Source organism: Cupriavidus sp. KB_39, from assembly GCF_052114485.1.
Taxonomy (GTDB): Bacteria; Pseudomonadota; Gammaproteobacteria; order Burkholderiales; family Burkholderiaceae; genus Cupriavidus.
In genome coordinates, this window is record NZ_JBFREV010000002.1 from 130,807 (window position 1) to 149,792 (window position 18,986).

Here is an 18,986-nt window from a genome sequence, read left to right on the forward strand (position 1 = left end):
GCCCCATGACCGCTGGTCAGTCCCCGCAACACCCCCGCCGCAAGGTCCTGGCGATGGCGCTGGCCGCCGCTGCTTCGCTGGCATCGCTGGGCGCCGTCTCGGGCTGCGCGTCGGAGTCGAAATCGTTCGCCCCGCCGCGCGGCAGCATCACCGACGACCGCGCCATCGGCGACATCCTCGTCAAGTTCACGCCACCCGAGGTGATGGTGTCCGAGGATGCCGGCAAGCTGCTGGCGACGATCGAGGGCCCGGTGCGGTACGTGGTGAAGCGGCCGATGTCCGGTGGCGTGTGGCTGGTCACCGCCATCACGGCCGCGCCCGACATCACGCTCGAGCAGGCCGTGACCACGCTCCAGGCCGCGCCGCGCGTGGAATCGGCCACGTCGGACCGCACGCTCAAGCCGCATCGCACCATGCCCACCAGCCGGGACATGCCTGCGCAATAAAGCGCCCGTTTTCCTGTAGGTTGTAGCTCAGCAGTTCAGCAGTTCGCATCGCACTACCAACGCCCCCAGGAGTCGTAGATGCCACACCACACGCTGAAGCGCGGCCGTCGCGCCGCCCAAGGGCTGTCCGCCGCACTGCTGGCGGTAGCCGCCTGCTGGAGCCTGCCGGCGACCGCGCAGGGCGCCGCCGGAGCGCGGGCCGCGCCGGTCTACACGGGCAACTACATCGTGCGCTGGCGGGACGGCAGCCAGCCCGCCACCTCCACCCAGATGCGCAACGTGGAGGCCAACACGGGCCTGGCGCTCGGCGTGAAGCGGTCGATGGCGGGCACGCTGCAACTGATGAGCGTGACCGACACCAAGGGCGACAACCCCGAAACGGTGGCGAAGCGGCTGCGCCAGGACCCGCGCATCGCCGATGCGGTGCCCGACCGCTGGCTGCGCCTGCACGACTCCATTCCCAACGACCCCGAATTCGCCAGCGCCCAGACCTATATGGCCCTGCCGAGCCAGGTCGTGGGCGCCGCCAACCTCACACGCGCCTGGGACCGCTCGCGCGGCAACGCCAGCATCGTGGTGGCCGTGGTCGACACCGGCTACCTGCCCCACCCGGACCTGATCGACCGGCTCGTGCCTGGCTACGACTTCATCAGCACCACCGCCGTCTCCAATGACGGCGATGGCCGCGACAGCGATCCGATCGATCCGGGCGATTTCGTGCCGGCCGGCCAGACGTGTCAGGACGGCAGCGGACAGGCCAACAGCACGTGGCACGGCACGCGCGTGGCCAGCGTGCTGGGCGCGCTGACCAACAACGGCGTGGGCATCGCCGGCGTGGACTGGGCCGCGCGGATCCAGCCGGTGCGCGTCTCGGGCCGCTGCGGCGCGCTGTTGTCCGATACGGTCGATGGCATGCGCTGGGCCGGCGGGCTCGCCGTGCCCGGCGTGCCGGCCAATCCGACGCCCGCCAAGGTCGTCAATATCAGCCTGGGCGGCGGCAGCTGCTCGTCCATCGAACAGCAGGCCGTCAACGACCTGAACGCCGCCGGCGTAGTGGTCGTGGCCGCAGCCGGCAATTCGGCCGGTGCCGTGGAAGCCCCCGCCGACTGCACCGGCGTCATCGCCGTCACCGCTCACGCGAACGATGGCGAGAACGCCAGCTTCGCCAACGTCGGCCCGCAGGTCGCCCTGAGCGCCCCGGGCGGCGGCTGCGGCAACTCGCGCGTGGTCATGGTCGGCAACACACCCACCTGCTCCACGCCCGGCGGCTCGTCGCTGATCCGCACGCTGAGCAATTCCGGCACGACCACCGCCGGCAACTTCGTCATCAGCAACTCGGCCGGCACCAGCTTCGCCGCGCCGATGGTCTCCGGCGTGGTATCGATGATGTTCGCGGTCAACGGCGCGCTGACGCCAGCCCAGGTCACCGCTGGCCTGAAAAGCTCCGCGCGCGCCCATCCCGCCAATACCTACTGCACGGCCAGTGCCAACGTCGGCAAATGCGGCGCAGGATTGCTGGACGCCGACGGCGCGCTGGTGGCCGCCGCGAACCCGGCCGCCACGGCAACCCCCGCCCCCGCGCCGGTGGCCTCGGATAGCGGAGGCGGGGGTGGTGGCGGTGGGGCCATCGCGCCCTGGAGCGCGGTGGTGTTGCTGGGAATTGGGGTGGTGGGATTTGGGATGCGGCGGCGGGTTCGCTAGCGCCCCGCGTCATTCCCGCGCCGCGTGCGCCACCATTCCTGCAGGACCCAGCACGCCAGCCCGGCGATTGCGCCGGCTGCGTGGGCCGCGCGGACGATGCTGAAGCCCCAGGAGGGGTCGAAGACGAGAGCGGCGAGCCAGGACTGCTCGGTCCAGACTTTGCCGATCACCACCAGGCAGGTGATGACGCCGATCACGCGCGAGACGCCTGGGGCTTGCAGCAGGCGCAGGCCGGTCCAGAGGGCCAGGCCGTGGAGCGCGCCGGAGAGCCCGCCGTACCAGCCGACCGAGGGGATTCTTAGCAAGGCCACCTGCACGGCCAGCCCGCTGATGACCAGCACGGCCAGCATCTCGCGGATGCGGGTGGCGCGGCCGGCCAGCAGCAGCAAGCCTGCGGCCGCGGCCAAGTCGACCAGATAGTGGCGCCAGTCCAGATGGACCCACATTGCCGTGGCCAGGCGCCACCACTGGCCGTCCAGCCGCACGGCATCGCGCAGGTACAGCCCGTGGGCGTGCAGCCAGGGGACGAAGGTGAACAGCGCGGCCACCCCGGCCACACCGGCGATGGTCGCCAGCATGGCCGGCCAGCCGTGGTCGGGCTGGGGCGGGGCCGAACTACTCACCGAAGACTGCGCTCCACAGGGCTCGCACCTGCGTGGCCTGCTCCGCCACGGACGCCGGCGGCACGCGCGCCTGGTCCTGGCCATCGAGCCGCAGCTTGTGCTGGCGTGCGCGGAATAGCCGGTAGGCATCGCCCACGGCCACAGCGACGGTCTTGTCGATCAAACCCAACTCGCCGGCCATGCGCAGCAGCGCGATATTGCCCTTGTTCCCGGTCAGCGACGGATGCGCGCCACTGTGCAGCAGCACGAGGTACTGCACCGTGAATTCGATGTCGACCATGCCGCCCCGGTCGTGCTTGAGGTCGAACAGCGGCATGGGGTTGGGATGGCCCTCGGCCACCTTGGCACGCATCTGCACGATTTCGTCGCGCAGCGCGGCGGCGTCGCGCGGCTGGCGCAGCACCTCTTCGCGCAGTGCTTCGAAGCGCGCGCCGATCTCGCTGTCGCCGGCGCACCAGCGCGCCCGCGTGAGCGCCTGATGCTCCCAGACCCAGGCCGTGTTGTCGCCCTCGCGCAGTTGGTAGCGCCGGAACGCGTCGAAGCTCGTCACGAGCAGCCCCGCCGCGCCGTTGGGCCGCAGCCGCATGTCCACGTCGAACAGCATCCCGGCCGCCGTGTGACTCGTGAGCCACGTGATCAGGCGGCGAGCGTAGGCTGCGTAGACGTCAGGCGCGCGCTCGTGGTCATCGTCATAAAGAAAGATGATGTCGAGGTCGGACGCATAGCCCAGCTCCTTGCCACCCAGCCGCCCGTAGGCGATGACCGCGAAGCGCGGTGTCTCGGTGTGGCGCGTGGCCAACTGGGCCCAGACCGCCCCGAGCGTGACTTCGAGCATCGCATCGGCCAGATCGGAGAGACGGTCGGCCACCTGCTCCACCGTTAGCAGGCCGTGCAGGTCCTGCAGCAGGATCCGGAAGGTCTCGGCATGGTGCTCGCGACGCAGGATGTCCATCTGCATCTCGATCTGCCCGTGCGCCACCTGCAGGCGCTCGGCCACGCGGGCACGGAAGGCGGGCCAGTCCGGCGCGCTCGCCAGGGCCTCGCTATCGAGCAGTTCGTCCAGAAGTTGCGGATGGCGCGTCAGGTAGGCCGCCGCCCAGCGCGAAGCATGCAGCGTCTGGGCGACGCGATCCATCGCCTGCGGGTACTCGGACAGCAGCGAAAGATACGAGGCCCGCCGACTGATCGCATCGAGAAAATCGAGGAAACGGGCGATGGTGCTGTCGGCATCGTCCTGCTTGTTGGCGAGGTCGAGCGCGCGGTTGACCAGTTGGTCGAAGCGCGCCCGGCTCGACTCGGACAACGCGCGGTAGCGCACCGAGGTGGCGATGGCGCGCAGGCGGTCGTAGAGGCCGGTGCAGTCGCTGAAGCCGGCCGCCTGGAGCCGCTGGCATGGCGAGGACTCGGGATCGGTCTCGTCCGGACCGTCCTGCGTGGGCCGCGAGCCCTGCCCTTCCCGCACGATCTCGGGCCAGAGCGCCTCGCACTGCGGCGCGTCCGGGTCGCTGAACGGATCGGCGAAGGTGGCTTCGAACTGCTGCGCCACGGGCGCCATCAGCCCATCCATCTGGGCGACCAGCGCAGGCCAGTCCTCGTAGCCCATCATCCGCGCCACGGCCAGCTGTTCATCCTCGCTGGTCGGCAGGTGGTGGGTCTGGGCGTCGTCGCGGTATTGCAGGCGGTGTTCCAGCTGGCGCAGGAAGCGGTAGGCATCGGCCAACTGCTCGGCCTGCCCCGCCGGGAGGAGGTTGCGGGCCACGGCGACGTCGAGGACTTCGAGCGTCGGCCGCACGCGCAGCGCGGGGTCCTGGCCGCCGCGGATCAACTGGAACACCTGCGCCATGAACTCGATCTCGCGGATGCCGCCGCGCCCGAGCTTGATATTGAACGAGCGCTGGTTCACGCCGTGGCCGGCCAGCCCGCCGCTGCGCTTGGCCGCTTCCGCACGGATCTGGGCGTGCAGCGCGCGGATGGCGGCGATCACGCCATAGTCGAGGTAGCGCCGGAACACGAACGGCGTGGTCAGCCGGCCCAGCAGCGCGGCGGTGCGCGTGGCGTGCGGCGTGTCCAGCGCGGACACCACGCGGCCCTTGATCCACGCGTAGCGCTCCCACTCGCGGCCCTGCACGACGAGGTATTCCTCGAGCATGCCCAGGCTGCACACCAGCGGGCCGGCATCGCCATTGGGCCGCAGCCGCATGTCCACGCGGAACACGTAGCCGTCGGCGGTCACCTCGGACAGCAGGTTGATCAGGCGCCGCCCCACTCGGATGAAATATTCGTGGTTCGAGAGGCTGCGCGCCCCGCCCTGGGTATCGCCATCCTCGTCATAAAGAAAGATCAGGTCGATATCTGACGAGACGTTGAGTTCGCGCCCGCCCAGCTTGCCCATGCCCACCACCACCAGTTCCTGCACCTCGCCGCTCTGGGCGCCGGTGGGCCGGCCGTAGGTGGCGGCCAGGTCGTCGCCGAGCACGCGCAGGCCGAACTGGATGCCGAGTTCGGCGAGGTCGGTCATCGCCCCCGTGATCTCGCCGAGCGGGGCCAGCCCGCGCAGGTCGCGCTCGATTACCACGCACATGACTTCGGCCCGCAGCCGGCGCAGCGCCTGGGCGGCGGCGGCTTCGGCATCGGCGGACGGGGCGTGGAGCGCCTGCAGCCGCGACTCCATCCACGCACGCGTCAGGGGCGCCCGGGCGGCATCGGCCACCACGGCGGCCAGTTCGGGGCGCGCCTGGAGCACGCGGCGGGCGTAATGGGAGGCCTGCCCCGAGTACAATACGTCGCCCTCGCCGGCGGCATTGGAATCCGTGGCGGGTAACTCCCTGGCCATCACCGTGGCATAGGCCCCTTCGACCATGTTGCCGATGGGTCCAGGCGGCGCATCCGGCGCCTCGGTGGGAAGGGGGTGAGCCGGGGCGGCGCCCGCGGCGGAACTCGTCGGATCAGGGACAGTCATTCCAGTAACTTTGCAATGCGGGCAGGCGCCGTGGCGATACGCGGTGGCGCAACAACGCACCCTTATCGACCACTTTGGAGAGCGGCTAGTATTGTCGGATAATCTGCGCATGTCCAGACGCCCCGCCGCCCCTGCCGCGCCCGCCGACGGTTCAACGTCCGCCAGCGCCGCTGCCGAGGCGTCCGCCGCCACCGCCGGGCAGGCTTCCCAGGCTTCTCAATCCTCCTCCGCACCCGCGCCCAGCGTGGCGTCCGGCGTGGGTGCGCGGCTGCGTGCGGCCGCCCGTAGCGGCTGGCGCGCGCTGTGTGCCGGCGTCGTGCATCCGGTCTGGCCCCGGCTCTGGCGAATGTTGGTGCGCATCGTGCTGGCGCTGGCCGCACTCGCCGTGGTGGCGGTGCTGCTGATCCGCTTCGTGCTGTGGCCGCAGGCCCATACTGCGCGCCAGTGGCTGGAGCAGCAAGGCTCGGCGGCATTGACCGCCCAATTGACCATCGGCGAACTGGATACATTCTGGGACGGTTGGCATCCGGCGTTCCGCGCGCGCAACGTGCGCGCCGTGGACAGCCAGCAGCGCGTGCTGCTCTCCGCCGGCACCCTCGACGGCAAGCTCTCCTGGCATTCCGTGCCGGCGCTGACCCTGCAGTTCGCCAGCCTGATGGCCGAGCGCACCGATGTGCTCGTGCGCCGCACGCCCGAGGGCCGCCTGCTGGTGGCCGGCGTGCCGATCGAGGCGCACCCGTCCACGACCAATGACGATCCGCTCCTGAACTGGCTGCTGGCCCAGGGCCATATCGAGCTGATGAGCGGCAACCTGCGCTGGCTCGACGAAAAGGCCCGCCTGCCGCAACTGGACGTGGCCGACATCCATTTCACCGCGCACCGCAACGGCGCCCAGCACACGGTCCGGCTGGAGGCACGCAGCGCCTCGCTGGCGCCCCAGCCACTGGTCTTCCAGGCCGCGCTGCGTCACGACTACCTGCGCGCCACCGGCGACTGGCGCCACTGGACCGGCCAGGCCAACTGGGACTTCAGCCAGATGCAGCTGCCGGTGGTGCAGCGCTACCTCGCCATCTTCGACCACGTGGACAGCGGCGTCTTCAGCACGTCCGGGTCGGTCGATTTCCGCGAAGGCCACCTGATCGGCAGCCAGATGCGGATGCGCGCCACGGGCGTGGACCTGCAGCTGGCCGGCGCCGCCGAGCCGCTGAAGCTGGCCAACGCGCAGGCGCTGCTGCTGCACAAGGGCGACCGTGCCGGCAACCACCAGTTGACCATCGACACCCTGCTCTGGCAGCCCGAGCCGCTGGCCGGGCCGCCTTCGAGCGCCGATACGTCCTGGCGCGAAGGCATGCGCAAGGTCACCGTGAATTGGACCCGCGACAACCAGGGCGAACTGCGCAAGTTCGCGCTCAAGGCGCCCACGTTCGACCTGAACACGGTGCGCGCGCTCGCCACCTCCCTGCCGCTGGACACCGCGCTGCTACGCCAACTGCGCGCGCTCCAGCCGGCCGGCCACATCGACAACCTCGACGTGGCGTGGTCGCGCGACCGCGCCGGGATGCTGTCACGCGCCCCGGGGGCATCCCACTACGCCGTGCAGGGCACGCTGCGCAAGGTTTCGGTGAACAGCCAGCCGGCCGTGCCGGCCATGGCTGCCGATGGCCTGCCCCGCGCCGGCACGCCCGGCTTCGCCCAGATTTCGGGCAATTTCAGTTTCGATGACCGCCAGGGCACCGCGCGCGTGGACAGCACCGATGCCGCGCTGATGTTCCCGGGCGTGTTCGAGGAGCCGCGCATCCCGTTCGACGAACTGCGCGGCGAGATCCGCTGGACGCAGGAGTCCGGCAAGCTCGCGGTGCACACGGATGGCGTGCGCTTTGCCAACGCCGACACGGCCGGCACGGTGCGCGGCGGCTGGCACGCCGGCGGCGACGGCCATGGCGGCATCGCCGATATTTCGGGCGAACTGGACCGCGCCCTGGCCAACCGCATCGTCCGCTACCTGCCGCTGACGCTGCCCAGCACGCGCCATTACCTGGGCGGCGCGCTGGTCGGCGGTGAGGCCACCGGCGCCAAGTTCCTGATCAAGGGCGACCTGGCCCACTTCCCGTTCCATCCCCCGTTCCAGAAGGCGGGCGACTTCCGCGCCGAGATTCCGGTGCAGAACGTGAGCTACCAGGTGGCCCCGCACGAGACCGGGCCGAACGTGAATGGTGGCGTGACCGGCAACAGTAATGGCAACGGCCACGGCAAGACCAATGGCAACGGAAATAGCAATGCCAACGCCGGCACGGCCTGGCCCGACTTCACCGACATCCAGGGCAATGTGATGTTCGAGCGCGGCAGCCTGACCTTCCTGGCCAAGCGCGCGGCAGTGCGCGGCGTGCCGGGCGTGGTGCTGCAGAACGTCAACGGCCGCATCGACGATCTGAGCGACCACGGCCACCTGATGATCGATGGCATGGCCAACGGGCCGGTGCAGAGCTTCCTGCGCTTCATCGCCAATACCCCGGTCAAGGGCTGGACCGGAAACGTGACGGAAAACTCACACGCACCCGGTCAGGGCGACCTGAAGCTGAAACTCGACCTGCCGCTGCATCACGCAGCCGGCACCAAGGTCGACGGCCAGTTCCGCTTCCCCGGCAACGATGTGACGCTGTTCCCGGAACTGCCCACGCTCTACGGCGCGACCGGCGTGGTGGCCTTCAACGAGCACGGCTTCCGGCTCGATAACGTGCGCGGCCGCTTCCTTGGCGGCGAGACGCGGATCGGAGGCGGCACCCAGTCCGACGGCACCACGCGCGTGACCGTGGGCGGCACCGCCACGGCGGCCGGCCTGCGCGACGCGCTGGCCGCGGCGGGCAGCAGCGCGGGCACGCATATGGAAGGCGCCACCGCCTACAACGCCGAGATCGGCATCCGCGACAAGCATCTCCAGATCCAGGTGGGCTCCAGCCTCGTCGGCATGGCGCTGAACCTGCCGGCGCCGCTGGTCAAGACGGCTGCGCAGGAAATGCCGCTGCGTTTCGACCTGCGTCCCGCCACGGCGGCGGCCCGCGCCGGGCAGGACGATCTGACCGTGCAACTTGGCAACGCGGTGGCGGCGCGCTATGTCCTGCGGCGCGGCGCCGAGGGCCTGGAGGTCATCTCGGGCGGCATCGGCGTGGGCCAGCCGGCGCCTCAGCCGGCGACCGGCGTCACGGCCGCACTGACCGCCGAGCGGTTCGACGTCGATGCCTGGCGCAACGCGCTGGGCGGCACAGCGCCATCGCCGGCCGCGCCGGGCCGCGACAACCCGAACAACGTCGATCGCAACTCGCCCTTCCTGCCCGAGCGCGTGACCGTGCGCGCCAAGGCGCTCGATGCCTTCGGACGCAGCCTCGACGACGTCTCGCTCGACGCCACCCGCGAAGGCAGCGGCTGGAACGCGCAGATGACCTCGCGCCAGATCGCCGGCACGGCGCAATGGCGGCGCGATGCCAACACGCCGTCCGGCGCGCTGTCCGTGCGGCTGTCGCGGCTGGACATCCCCGAAGCCGCCGATGACGGCCATGCCGTCGACACCATGGCCCGCAATATCGAGGAACTGCCCGCCCTGGACCTCGTGGCGGACAAGTTCATCCTGCGCGGCAAGGACTTCGGCAAGCTGGAAGTCAAGGCGCACACCAGCCACGCCGGCAACGAGCCAGTCTGGACGCTGGACAACCTCACCATCGAACAGCCGGGCGCCACGCTGACCGGCAATGGCACCTGGCGCGTACCGCGCCGCCTGCGCGATGCCGTGGCGAGCGGCAACGCCTCTCCCACCGAGGGCCGCCGCACGCTGCTGAACTTCAAGCTCGACATCCGCGACGCCGGCGACGTGCTGGACCGCATGGGCATGGCGCACACGCTGCGCGACGGCAAGGGCGCGTTCGAAGGCCGCATCGCGTGGCGCGGCTCGCCGCTGTCGATCGACTACCCGTCGCTGTCCGGCCGGCTCTCGCTGAAACTGGAAAATGGCCAGATCCTCAGCGTGGAGCCGGGCGCCGCGCGCCTGCTGGGCGTGCTGAGCCTGCAAAGCCTGCTGAAGTTCGCGACGCTCGATTTCCGCAGCCTGTCCAACCGGGGCGTGGTCTTCGACGACCTGACCGGCAGCGGCACGATCGAGAACGGCGTCGGCAAGATCGACGAATTCCAGCTCAAGAGCAGCCAGATGATGGCGTCGATGAGCGGCACGGCCAACCTGCTGCGCGAGACCCAGGACCTCCAGGTCTCGGTGGTGCCGCGCATCAACGCCACGACTACCTCGGTGGCGGCCGCGTTCATCAATCCGGTGCTCGGCATCGGCACGCTGGCCGCCCAGTTGCTGTTCGCGGACGAGTTCTCCAAGGTGTTCACGCTGCACTATCACGTGTCCGGATCGTGGGCCGATCCCAAGATCACGAAAGTGGAGGACAATAAGCCCCGACAGCCGTCGATCCAGGACCGCGCGACCGAGTTCCTTCGCTAGGAACCGGCTGGCCGCCCAGACACAGGACGCCCCACGATGACCGCTTCCGCCCCGCCTTCAGCCACACCTTCCGCCACACCTTCGGCCCCGTTCCGCGTCGCCGCCGTGCAGACCGTGACGGGCACATCGCTCGATGCCAATCTCGTCCGCGCCGACGCGCTGATCGCCGAAGCCGTGCGCGGCGGTGCCGAACTGGTGCTGCTGCCCGAGTACTTCGGCATGATGGGCCGGCAGGAGACCGACAAGGTCGCGATTCGCGAGCAGGACGGCGACGGGCCGGTGCAGCAATTCCTGGCCGATGCCGCGCGGCGCCACCGGATCTGGCTGGTGGGCGGCACGCTGCCGCTGCACTGCGGCGACGCAGGCCGGGTCTACAACACCTCGCTCGCCTTCGACCCGCGCGGCGAGCGCGTGGCGCGCTACGACAAGATCCATCTGTTCGGCTTTACCAAGGGCACCGAAAGCTACGACGAGTCCCGCACCATCCTGGCCGGGACCGAGCCGGTGGCCTTCGAGGCGCCGTGCGGACGCGTGGCGATGTCGGTCTGCTACGACCTGCGCTTCCCCGAGCTGTACCGCCATCTGGCCGCCGGCGGCGGCACGAGCTTGATTCTGATGCCGGCCGCCTTCACCTACACCACGGGCCAGGCGCACTGGGAGATCCTGCTGCGCGCCCGGGCGATCGAAAACCAGTGCTATGTGCTGGCTGCCGCACAGGGCGGCAAGCACGAAAACGGCCGCCGCACGTGGGGCCACTCGATGCTGGTCGATCCGTGGGGCGAGGTGCTTGGCGTGCTGCCCGAGGGCGAAGGCGTGGTGGCCGGCGTGATCGACCCGGCGCGGCTGGCGGAAGTCCGCCAGAACCTGCCGGCGCTGCGCCATCGGGTGCTGTAGCATCTACCCCAACGACTACGATCTGAAGCCGGCCCGTGCCGGCTTCAATGAATGCTGAAAGGACAATCATGAACGCCGGTGATCTCGGAATCCGCAACCTGGCCACGGCGCAGCAACTGCTGCTGGCGCCGTATGGGCTCGACGAGGCCAAGCTCCAGCGCGTGCTGGCCGACATCTTCACGCACAAGGTCGACTATGCCGACCTGTACTTCCAGTACACGCGCAATGAGGCGTGGAGCCTGGAGGAAGGCATCGTCAAGTCGGGCAGCTTCAGCATCGACCAGGGCGTAGGCGTGCGCGCCGTATCCGGCGACAAGACCGCGTTCGCCTATTCGGACGACATCAGCCTGCCGGCGCTGTCGCAGGCTGCGGCGGCCACGCGCACCATCGGCAAGAGCGGCAGCGGCCGCGTGAAGGTGGCCGGCGCGCTGGCCTCCCAGACCGGGCGCAACCTCTATACGCCGAACGATCCGCTCGATTCGATGACCGCCACCGAGAAGGTGGCGCTGCTGGAGCGCATCGAGAAGATGGCGCGCGCCAAGGACCCGCGCGTGGTGCAGGTCATGGCCGGGCTGGCCGGCGAATATGACGTGGTGCTGGTGGCACGCAGCGACGGCGTGATCGCCGCCGACGTGCGTCCGCTGGTGCGCGTGTCGGTCACGGTGATCGCCGAGCAGAACGGGCGGCGCGAGGTGGGTTCCTCGGGCGGCGGTGGCCGCTACGCCTACGGCTACTTCACCGACGAACTGCTGGCCAAGTATGTGGATGAAGCCGTGGCGTCGGCGCTGGTGAACCTGGAGGCGCGCCCCGCCCCGGCCGGCGCGATGACCGTGGTACTCGGCCCGGGCTGGCCCGGCGTGCTGCTGCACGAGGCCGTCGGCCACGGGCTGGAGGGCGACTTCAACCGCAAGGGCTCGTCGGCATTCGCTGGGCGCATGGGCGAGCGCGTGGCGGCCAAGGGCGTGACCGTCGTCGATGACGGCACGCTGGCCAACCGGCGCGGTTCGCTGAACCTCGACGACGAGGGCAACCCGACGCAATGCACGACGCTGATCGAGGACGGCATCCTGCGCGGCTACATCCAGGACACGCTCAATGCGCGCCTGATGAAGATGCCGGTCACCGGCAACGCCCGCCGCGAGAGCTACGCCGCCCTGCCGATGCCGCGCATGACCAACACCTACATGCTCAACGGCGACAAGGACCCGGCGGAGATCATCGCCAGCGTGAAGCGCGGCCTGTACGCGGTGAACTTCGGCGGCGGCCAGGTGGACATCACCAACGGCAAGTTCGTGTTCTCGGCCAGCGAGGCCTACCTGATCGAGGATGGCAAGATCACCACGCCGGTCAAGGGCGCCACGCTGGTCGGCAACGGCCCCGAATCGCTCAAGGACGTGACCATGATCGGCAACGACATGCGCCTGGACTCGGGCGTGGGCGTGTGCGGCAAGGAAGGCCAGAGCGTGCCGGTGGGCGTGGGCCAGCCGACGCTGCGGATCGAGAACATGACCGTGGGCGGCACCGCCTGAAGTCTGTGACGGACCCGGGATCGATGGCGGCGGCCTGCCGTTTTTGGCGAAATCTGTTGCGATTCCACGCGATTGACGCTTGCCATCGATCTTGAAAAGCGATATAAAGATGCTTCGTTGTCGGGCGTGTGGCGATTGCGAGCCATGAATTGACCGATGGCCGCGCAATTAAATGCCTTTTCATCGCGCACCACAGCATAAATTCGACGCATCACCCAGATTCCGACACAAGCTGACCCGAAACACCGCCATGTCCGCCAAGTTTTACTTTTACTTTTTTAGCGATCTCGCACCGCTGGCGGATGGAGAGGGACAGTTGTAAGTAGCCCGAAATTCAAAAAAAGCCGCCAGCGAACCTGGCGGCTTTTTTTATCCCCGCCACGTCCGCGTCGCAACCCACTACCAGACTAACGACCTCACAAAGACCCGGAGCCATCATGTTGAAGAACACCGACGACCTGCGTATTCGCGAACTCAAGGAACTGTTGCCGCCCGCGCACCTGATCCGCGAGTTCGCCTGCTCGGAGGCAGCGTCCGACGTGATCTACGGTGCCCGCCAGGCCATGCATCGCATCCTGCACGGCATGGACGACCGCCTGATCGTCATCATCGGACCCTGCTCGATCCACGACACCCGTGCCGCGCTGGAATACGCCAAGATGCTCAAGGTGCAGCGCGACCGCTTCGCCAACGAGCTGGAAGTGGTGATGCGGGTCTATTTCGAGAAGCCGCGCACCACGGTGGGCTGGAAGGGGCTGATCAACGACCCGCACATGGACGGCAGCTTCAAGATCAACGACGGCCTGCGTACCGCGCGCGAAGTGCTGCTGAACATCAGCGAGCTGGGCGTGCCGACCGGCACCGAGTACCTCGACATGATCAGCCCGCAATACATTGCCGATCTGGTCAGCTGGGGCGCGATCGGCGCCCGGACCACGGAATCGCAGGTGCACCGCGAGCTGGCGTCGGGGCTGTCGTGCCCGGTGGGCTTCAAGAACGGCACCGATGGCAACGTCAAGATCGCCGTCGATGCGATCAAGGCCGCTTCGCAGCCGCACCATTTCCTGTCGGTGACCAAGGGCGGCCACTCGGCCATCGTGTCGACGTCCGGCAACGAGGACTGCCACATCATCCTGCGCGGCGGCAAGACGCCGAACTATGACGCCGCCAGCGTGCAGGAAGCGTGCGACGCCATCTCGAAGGCGGGTCTTGCCGCGCGGCTGATGGTCGATGCCTCGCACGCCAACAGCAGCAAGAAGCACGAGAACCAGATCCCGGTCTGCGAGGACATCGGCCGCCAGATCGGCGGGGGCGACCAGCGCATCGTCGGCGTGATGGTGGAGTCGCACCTCGTGGGCGGCCGCCAGGACCACGTGCAGGGCACCCCGGTGGAGAACCTGACCTACGGCCAGTCCGTGACCGATGCCTGCATCGGCTGGGACGACTCCGTGACCGTGCTCGAAACCCTGGCCAATGCGGTGAAGCAGCGCCGCCTGGTGACCGGCAGCGGCAACTGAAGCCTCTGCGGGCGCTCCAGCTTCAGCGCCGGCGCAACAAAAAAGCCGCTTCCTCGGAAGCGGCTTTTTTTACATCCCCGCGTGGGGACTTACTTCTTCAGTACCAGGTCGCCGGGCAGCGACTCGACATACGCGGCGATGTCCTTCAACTCCTTGCGCGTGAACGGGCGCGGCTTGCCGGCCTTGTCGGTCACGGCCGGGTTGGCGTTGACCTGGCCAGCCATGATCGCGTTGGTACGACCCACCTGCGGGTTGCCGCTGATCTGGTACGACACCAGCGCGTGGTAGAGGTAGTCCGCATGCTGGCCAGCCAGCTTGGGATAGTCGGGCGTAATCGGGGCGTTCAGGCCCGCACCGTGGCAGGCCACACAGGCGCCCTTCTCCACCAGCGCCTTGCCGGCGGCGATGTCGGCGGCGGCGGCCGGGAGGGTGGCAGCGCCCAGCACGAGCGCGCCCACCGCAAATCGGAGCTTGTTCAGCGTCATCAGCGTCTTCATGTCTCTGAGCCTCTTACTTCAGCGTGTTGTTCTTGGTATCGGCCTTCTGCTGCGAGTAGTAGGCCGCCACGTCTGCAATGTCCTTGTCCGAGAGGCTCGCGGCAATCGCCCGCATCGTCGGATGCTTGCGATCGCCCTTCTGATAGCTCTTGAGCGCGTTTTCAATGTACTTGGCGGTCTGGCCGCCCAGCATCGGTACTTCGTATGTCTCCGGGAACGATGCACGGTAGCCCGGAATGCCGTGGCAACCAATGCACATTGCAACCTTGTCCTTGGCAGTGTCCACATTGCCCTTTGCGTCCTGGGCCTGCGCAGCCGTTGCGGCCGCGCCCAACACCACCATCGTGAGGAGCTTTTTCATTGTCTTTAGATGATTGGGAAGTGTTAAACCGTGCGTGACCTGCCCTGCTGGCCGGAGACGGTTTAGGAACGGGGGTGGGGATGCAATCGCGGAAAAGCGTTGTGGATGTGCCGCGGGTGCTCTGACACCATTCTGCAACCATCTCGCGCTTGTTGCCGGCACCGGGGGATCTGCATGACAACGGGCAGACTGCCGGGCATGTGGGAACTTGACTTTGGGGGCGCGTCAAACCGGCGCATTGTACCGCAGGCGGCACGTGGCAGTCCAGACGACCAGCCCCGGGTGTCCCCCACTAAACGCGAATCGGTTTCTGCTTTTATACTGGCCCATTCCGCCTAAAACAGGTTGCCTCATGTCCACGCCCGCCAACGCCAATCCGTCCCCGTCCACGCGCTTCGAGGGTAGCGCCCAGTACGTTGCCACCGATGACCTGAAGCTGGCCGTCAACGCCGCCCGCACGCTGCAGCGGCCGTTGCTGATCAAGGGCGAACCGGGCACCGGCAAAACCATGCTGGCCGAGGAAGTGGCCGCCGCGCTGGGCATGCCGTTGTTGCAATGGCACATCAAGTCGACCACCAAGGCCCAGCAGGGCCTGTACGAGTACGACGCGGTGTCGCGCCTGCGCGACTCCCAGCTCGGCGACGACAAGGTCCACGACATCCGCAACTACATCGTCAAGGGCGTGCTCTGGCAGGCTTTCGAGGCCGACGAGCCCGTGGTGCTGCTGATCGACGAGATCGACAAGGCCGACATCGAATTCCCGAACGACCTGCTGCGCGAACTGGACCGCATGGAGTTCTACGTCTACGAGACGCGCGAGCTGATCCGGGCCAGGCACCGGCCGATGGTCATCATCACCTCGAACAACGAGAAGGAGCTGCCGGACGCCTTCCTGCGCCGCTGCTTCTTCCACTACATCAAGTTCCCCGACGCGGACACCATGCAGCAGATCGTGGACGTCCACTACCCGGGCATCAAGCGCGAGATGGTGGCCGCCGCGCTGGACGCGTTCTACGAGATGCGCAACCTGCCGGGGCTGAAGAAGAAGCCGAGCACGTCCGAATTGATCGACTGGCTCAAGCTGCTGATGGCCGAGGACATTCCCGCCGAGGCGCTGCGCAGCCCCGACCGCAAGGCCGCGATTCCGCCGCTGCACGGCGCGCTGCTCAAGAACGAGCAGGACGTGCACCTGTTCGAGCGCCTGGTGTTCATGAACCGCGCGAACCGCTGATCGGCATGGCTTTCGTCCAACCCGTCACGCTGACCGGGCGCCACGCCACGCTCGAGCCGCTCTCGCCCGACCACGCTGCCGGCCTGCGCGAAGCCGCCGCCGATGGCGAACTGCATCAGCTCTGGTACACCAGCGTGCCGACGCCCGAAGGCATGGAGGCCGAGATCCGGCGCCGCCTGGACCTCCAGGCGCGCGACCTGATGCAGCCGTTCGCCGTGCGCGACGCCGCCGGCCGGCTGGCCGGCATGACCACCTATATGAATGTCGACGGTGCCAACCGCCGCGTGGAAATCGGCTCGACCTGGTACGCGCGCCGCGTGCAACGCACCGGGCTCAACACTGAATGCAAGCTGATGCTGCTGCGCCACGCGTTCGAGACGCTCGACTGCATCGCCGTGGAATTCCGCACGCACTGGATGAACCACCAGAGCCGCGCCGCCATCGCCCGGCTGGGCGCCAAGCAGGATGGCGTGCTGCGCAGTCACTCGCGCATGCCGGACGGCTCGCTGCGCGACACGGTGGTGTTCTCCATCATCGCCAGCGAATGGCCCACCGTGCGCGCGCATCTGCAGTTCCAGCTCGAGCGGCCGCGCTGATCGCAGCCAGAAATTAAGGGAAATGCGATGCTGATCGACTTCTTCTTCTCGCTGCGGCACGCCAAGCTGCCGGTCTCGGTCAAGGAATACCTGACCATGCTGGAGGCCCTGCGCGCGCAGGTCATCTCGCCGTCGATCGACGAGTTCTACTACCTGTCGCGCATGACGCTGGTCAAGGACGAGAAGCACTTCGACAAATTCGACCAGACCTTCGCCGCCTATTTCAAGGGCGTGGAGAGTCTGGTGGACTGGAAGAGCGACATTCCGCTCGACTGGCTCCAGAAGACGCTCGAGCGCGAACTGTCCGCCGAGGAAAAAGCCAAGATCGAGGCCATGGGCGGGCTGGACAAGCTCATGGAACGCCTGAAGCAGCTGCTGGAAGAGCAGAAGGAAAAGCACGAGGGCGGCAACAAGTGGATTGGCACGGGCGGCACCTCGCCGTTCGGCCATGGCGGCTATAACCCGGAGGGCATCCGCATCGGCGGGCCGTCCAAGGGCAACCGTACCGCGATCAAGGTCTGGGAGTCGCGCGCCTACAAGGACTACGACGACCAGGTCGAACTGGGCACGCGCAACATCAAGGTGGCGCTGCGCCGCCTCCGCCGCTTCGCGCGCGAGGGGGCCGACACCGAACTGGACCTCGACGACACCATCCACTCCACGGCCGCCAACGCCGGGCTGCTGGACATCAAGCTGCGGCCGGAGCGCCACAACAAGGTCAAGGTGCTGATGTTGATGGACGTCGGCGGCTCGATGGACGACCACATCAAGCGCGTGGAGGAGCTGTTCTCGGCCACCAAGACCGAGTTCAAGCACCTCGAGTACTACTACTTCCACAACTGCCTGTACGACTACGTGTGGAAGAACAACCGGCGCCGCCACGCCGAGAAGATCGCCACCTGGGACCTGATCCACAAGTACACGCCCGACTACAAGGTGATCTTCGTCGGCGATGCCACGATGAGCCCCTATGAGATTCTTCAGCCGGGCGGCTCGGTCGAGTACAACAACCCCGAGGCCGGGGCGGTGTGGCTGAACCGGATGATCGAGCAGTTCCCGCGCTTTGTCTGGCTCAATCCGGAGCCGGAGGGGCTGTGGCAGTACCGCCAGTCCATCACGGTGATCAACCAGATCATGAAGAACCGGATGTATCCGGTGACGCTGGCCGGGCTGGAACAGGCGATGAAGGTGCTGTCGAAGTAGTTCAGGCCCTCGTTTCCCCTCACGCCACCACGTCCACCCCTTCCATCACCCACGCCCGGAACGTCTGCAGCGCCGGCAGGTGCGCCTTCTGTTCCGGGTAGCACAGGTAGTAGCCTTTCCGCGCCAGCACGCGCGCGGGATGGGCGACCACCAGCGTGCCGGTGGCCAACTCCTCCTCGATCAGGCAGCGCGGAATCAGCGCGATGCCCAGCCCCGACATCGCCGCCTGCGTGAGCAGCGAGAACTGGTCGAAGCGCGCGCCGCTCCAGGCCTGGCGAGTGGAGACGCCCAGCTCGGACAGCCAGTCTGGCCACGCCTCGGGCACCGTGGTGTGGTGCAGCAGCGGGTAGCCCAGCAGCACCGCCGGCGTGCGCGCCACCCCGTCGGGCTCCTGGGCCAGCAGGCCGGGCCGGCAGACTGGCAGCACCTCGCGCCCGGTCATATAGTCGGCCAGGCTCCCCGGCCAGACACCATCGCCAAAACGAATCGCCGCATCGAGATCGGGCTGGGAAAAATCGTAGCCCTGGGCATGGGGCACGAACTCCAGCGTGACTTCCGGATACCGGGCGAAGAACTGCGGCAGGCGCGGTATCAGCCACTTGGCGCCGAGCGTAGGCATGCTGGCGATGTGGAGGATGCCGCCGCGGCCCTGTCGCGCGATCAACTCCACACTGGCCGCCTCGATCTCGTTGAGGCTGGGGCGGATGCGCTCCAGATAGCGCTCGCCCGCGTCGGTCAGCATCAGGCGCTGGCGGACACGCTCGAACAATTCCACGCCCAGAAACGCCTCCAGGCTGCGCACCTGCTTGCTCACGGCCCCTTGTGTGACGTGTAGTTCACGTGCGGCGACGGTAAAGCTGTTGTGGCGCGCCGCCGCTTCGAAGGCCTGCAACTCCGTCATTGACGGACATAAGCGGCGCATGCTTCACCTCCCAAA

The 18,986-nt window shown here is 68.0% G+C and carries 14 protein-coding genes; 9 read left to right on the forward strand and 5 right to left on the reverse strand.

Annotated elements, in window-relative coordinates; all coding sequences use genetic code 11:
* Positions 1–5: 5 nt before the first annotated feature.
* Complete coding sequence (locus AB4Z27_RS01925) at positions 6–446, forward strand: hypothetical protein (RefSeq protein ID WP_092292529.1); 441 nt, start codon at positions 6–8, stop codon at positions 444–446.
* A gap of 78 nt (positions 447–524) precedes the next feature.
* Positions 525–2,147 carry an MprA protease, GlyGly-CTERM protein-sorting domain-containing form gene (gene mprA, locus AB4Z27_RS01930; protein ID WP_441643833.1) on the forward strand — a complete coding sequence of 541 codons (1,623 nt, stop codon included), beginning with the start codon at positions 525–527 and terminating at the stop codon, positions 2,145–2,147.
* Here the strand turns inward: mprA and rrtA are convergent.
* A complete protein-coding gene (rrtA, locus tag AB4Z27_RS01935) occupies positions 2,144–2,725 on the reverse strand; it encodes a rhombosortase (RefSeq protein ID WP_092292525.1) in 582 nt (193 codons plus the stop codon). The two genes, mprA and rrtA, sit on opposite strands and share 4 nt — an antisense overlap.
* 37 nt (positions 2,726–2,762) lie before the next feature.
* Positions 2,763–5,729 (reverse strand): bifunctional [glutamate--ammonia ligase]-adenylyl-L-tyrosine phosphorylase/[glutamate--ammonia-ligase] adenylyltransferase, encoded by a 2,967-nt coding sequence (glnE, locus tag AB4Z27_RS01940; protein ID WP_441643834.1) that lies wholly within the window; start codon positions 5,727–5,729, stop codon positions 2,763–2,765.
* 109 nt (positions 5,730–5,838) lie between these two features.
* Between glnE and AB4Z27_RS01945 the strand changes: the two genes are divergently transcribed.
* The 4 genes from AB4Z27_RS01945 to aroG all read left to right on the forward strand — a co-directional run bounded on the left by AB4Z27_RS01945 (position 5,839) and on the right by aroG (position 14,161).
* On the forward strand, positions 5,839–10,221 hold the full coding sequence (locus AB4Z27_RS01945; RefSeq protein WP_441643835.1) for a YhdP family protein: 4,383 nt from the start codon (positions 5,839–5,841) through the stop codon (positions 10,219–10,221).
* Between the two features lie 36 nt (positions 10,222–10,257).
* The gene (locus AB4Z27_RS01950) at positions 10,258–11,115 is read left to right on the forward strand and encodes a carbon-nitrogen hydrolase family protein (RefSeq protein WP_441592029.1); all 858 of its coding nucleotides are present in this window, start codon (positions 10,258–10,260) and stop codon (positions 11,113–11,115) included.
* A gap of 68 nt (positions 11,116–11,183) precedes the next feature.
* On the forward strand, positions 11,184–12,644 hold the full coding sequence (tldD, locus tag AB4Z27_RS01955; protein WP_092292517.1) for a metalloprotease TldD: 1,461 nt from the start codon (positions 11,184–11,186) through the stop codon (positions 12,642–12,644).
* A gap of 437 nt (positions 12,645–13,081) precedes the next feature.
* Complete coding sequence (aroG, locus tag AB4Z27_RS01960; RefSeq protein WP_177219872.1) at positions 13,082–14,161, forward strand: 3-deoxy-7-phosphoheptulonate synthase AroG; 1,080 nt, start codon at positions 13,082–13,084, stop codon at positions 14,159–14,161.
* 89 nt (positions 14,162–14,250) lie between these two features.
* Here the strand turns inward: aroG and AB4Z27_RS01965 are convergent, their stop codons facing one another.
* On the reverse strand, positions 14,251–14,649 hold the full coding sequence (locus AB4Z27_RS01965; protein ID WP_441643862.1) for a c-type cytochrome: 399 nt from the start codon (positions 14,647–14,649) through the stop codon (positions 14,251–14,253).
* Between the two features lie 22 nt (positions 14,650–14,671).
* Complete coding sequence (locus tag AB4Z27_RS01970) at positions 14,672–15,019, reverse strand: c-type cytochrome (RefSeq protein WP_092292511.1); 348 nt, start codon at positions 15,017–15,019, stop codon at positions 14,672–14,674.
* Between the two features lie 352 nt (positions 15,020–15,371).
* Between AB4Z27_RS01970 and AB4Z27_RS01975 the strand changes: the two genes are divergently transcribed.
* From AB4Z27_RS01975 to AB4Z27_RS01985, 3 genes are read left to right on the forward strand one after another with little or no spacing between them, the layout of a single operon-like run.
* Entirely contained in the window at positions 15,372–16,250 is an 879-nt protein-coding gene (locus AB4Z27_RS01975; RefSeq protein WP_092292509.1) for an AAA family ATPase, read from the forward strand.
* Between the two features lie 5 nt (positions 16,251–16,255).
* Positions 16,256–16,846, forward strand: coding sequence for a GNAT family N-acetyltransferase (locus AB4Z27_RS01980; RefSeq protein WP_092292507.1), 591 nt, complete (start codon positions 16,256–16,258; stop codon positions 16,844–16,846).
* Positions 16,847–16,873: 27 nt separating this feature from the next.
* Positions 16,874–18,049, forward strand: a complete 1,176-nt coding sequence (locus AB4Z27_RS01985; protein ID WP_441592025.1) for a vWA domain-containing protein — start codon at positions 16,874–16,876, stop codon at positions 18,047–18,049.
* 19 nt (positions 18,050–18,068) lie between these two features.
* On the opposite strand, the gene AB4Z27_RS01990 is transcribed toward AB4Z27_RS01985, so the two are convergent.
* Complete coding sequence (locus tag AB4Z27_RS01990) at positions 18,069–18,971, reverse strand: LysR family transcriptional regulator (RefSeq protein ID WP_092292503.1); 903 nt, start codon at positions 18,969–18,971, stop codon at positions 18,069–18,071.
* Positions 18,972–18,986 lie beyond the last annotated feature (15 nt).

Excerpts from the sequence above, each read along its gene's own strand:
- AB4Z27_RS01925 (WP_092292529.1), top strand. The coding sequence starts at position 6 with ATGACCGCTGGTCAGTCCCCGCAACACCCCCGCCGCAAGGTCCTGGCG.
- mprA (WP_441643833.1), top strand. The coding sequence starts at position 525 with ATGCCACACCACACGCTGAAGCGCGGCCGTCGCGCCGCCCAAGGGCTG.
- rrtA (WP_092292525.1), bottom strand. The coding sequence starts at position 2,725 with ATGCTGGCGACCATCGCCGGTGTGGCCGGGGTGGCCGCGCTGTTCACC.
- glnE (WP_441643834.1), bottom strand. The coding sequence starts at position 5,729 with ATGACTGTCCCTGATCCGACGAGTTCCGCCGCGGGCGCCGCCCCGGCT.
- AB4Z27_RS01945 (WP_441643835.1), top strand. The coding sequence starts at position 5,839 with ATGTCCAGACGCCCCGCCGCCCCTGCCGCGCCCGCCGACGGTTCAACG.
- AB4Z27_RS01950 (WP_441592029.1), top strand. The coding sequence starts at position 10,258 with ATGACCGCTTCCGCCCCGCCTTCAGCCACACCTTCCGCCACACCTTCG.
- tldD (WP_092292517.1), top strand. The coding sequence starts at position 11,184 with ATGAACGCCGGTGATCTCGGAATCCGCAACCTGGCCACGGCGCAGCAA.
- aroG (WP_177219872.1), top strand. The coding sequence starts at position 13,082 with ATGTTGAAGAACACCGACGACCTGCGTATTCGCGAACTCAAGGAACTG.
- AB4Z27_RS01970 (WP_092292511.1), bottom strand. The coding sequence starts at position 15,019 with ATGAAAAAGCTCCTCACGATGGTGGTGTTGGGCGCGGCCGCAACGGCT.
- AB4Z27_RS01975 (WP_092292509.1), top strand. The coding sequence starts at position 15,372 with ATGTCCACGCCCGCCAACGCCAATCCGTCCCCGTCCACGCGCTTCGAG.
- AB4Z27_RS01980 (WP_092292507.1), top strand. The coding sequence starts at position 16,256 with ATGGCTTTCGTCCAACCCGTCACGCTGACCGGGCGCCACGCCACGCTC.
- AB4Z27_RS01985 (WP_441592025.1), top strand. The coding sequence starts at position 16,874 with ATGCTGATCGACTTCTTCTTCTCGCTGCGGCACGCCAAGCTGCCGGTC.
- AB4Z27_RS01990 (WP_092292503.1), bottom strand. The coding sequence starts at position 18,971 with ATGCGCCGCTTATGTCCGTCAATGACGGAGTTGCAGGCCTTCGAAGCG.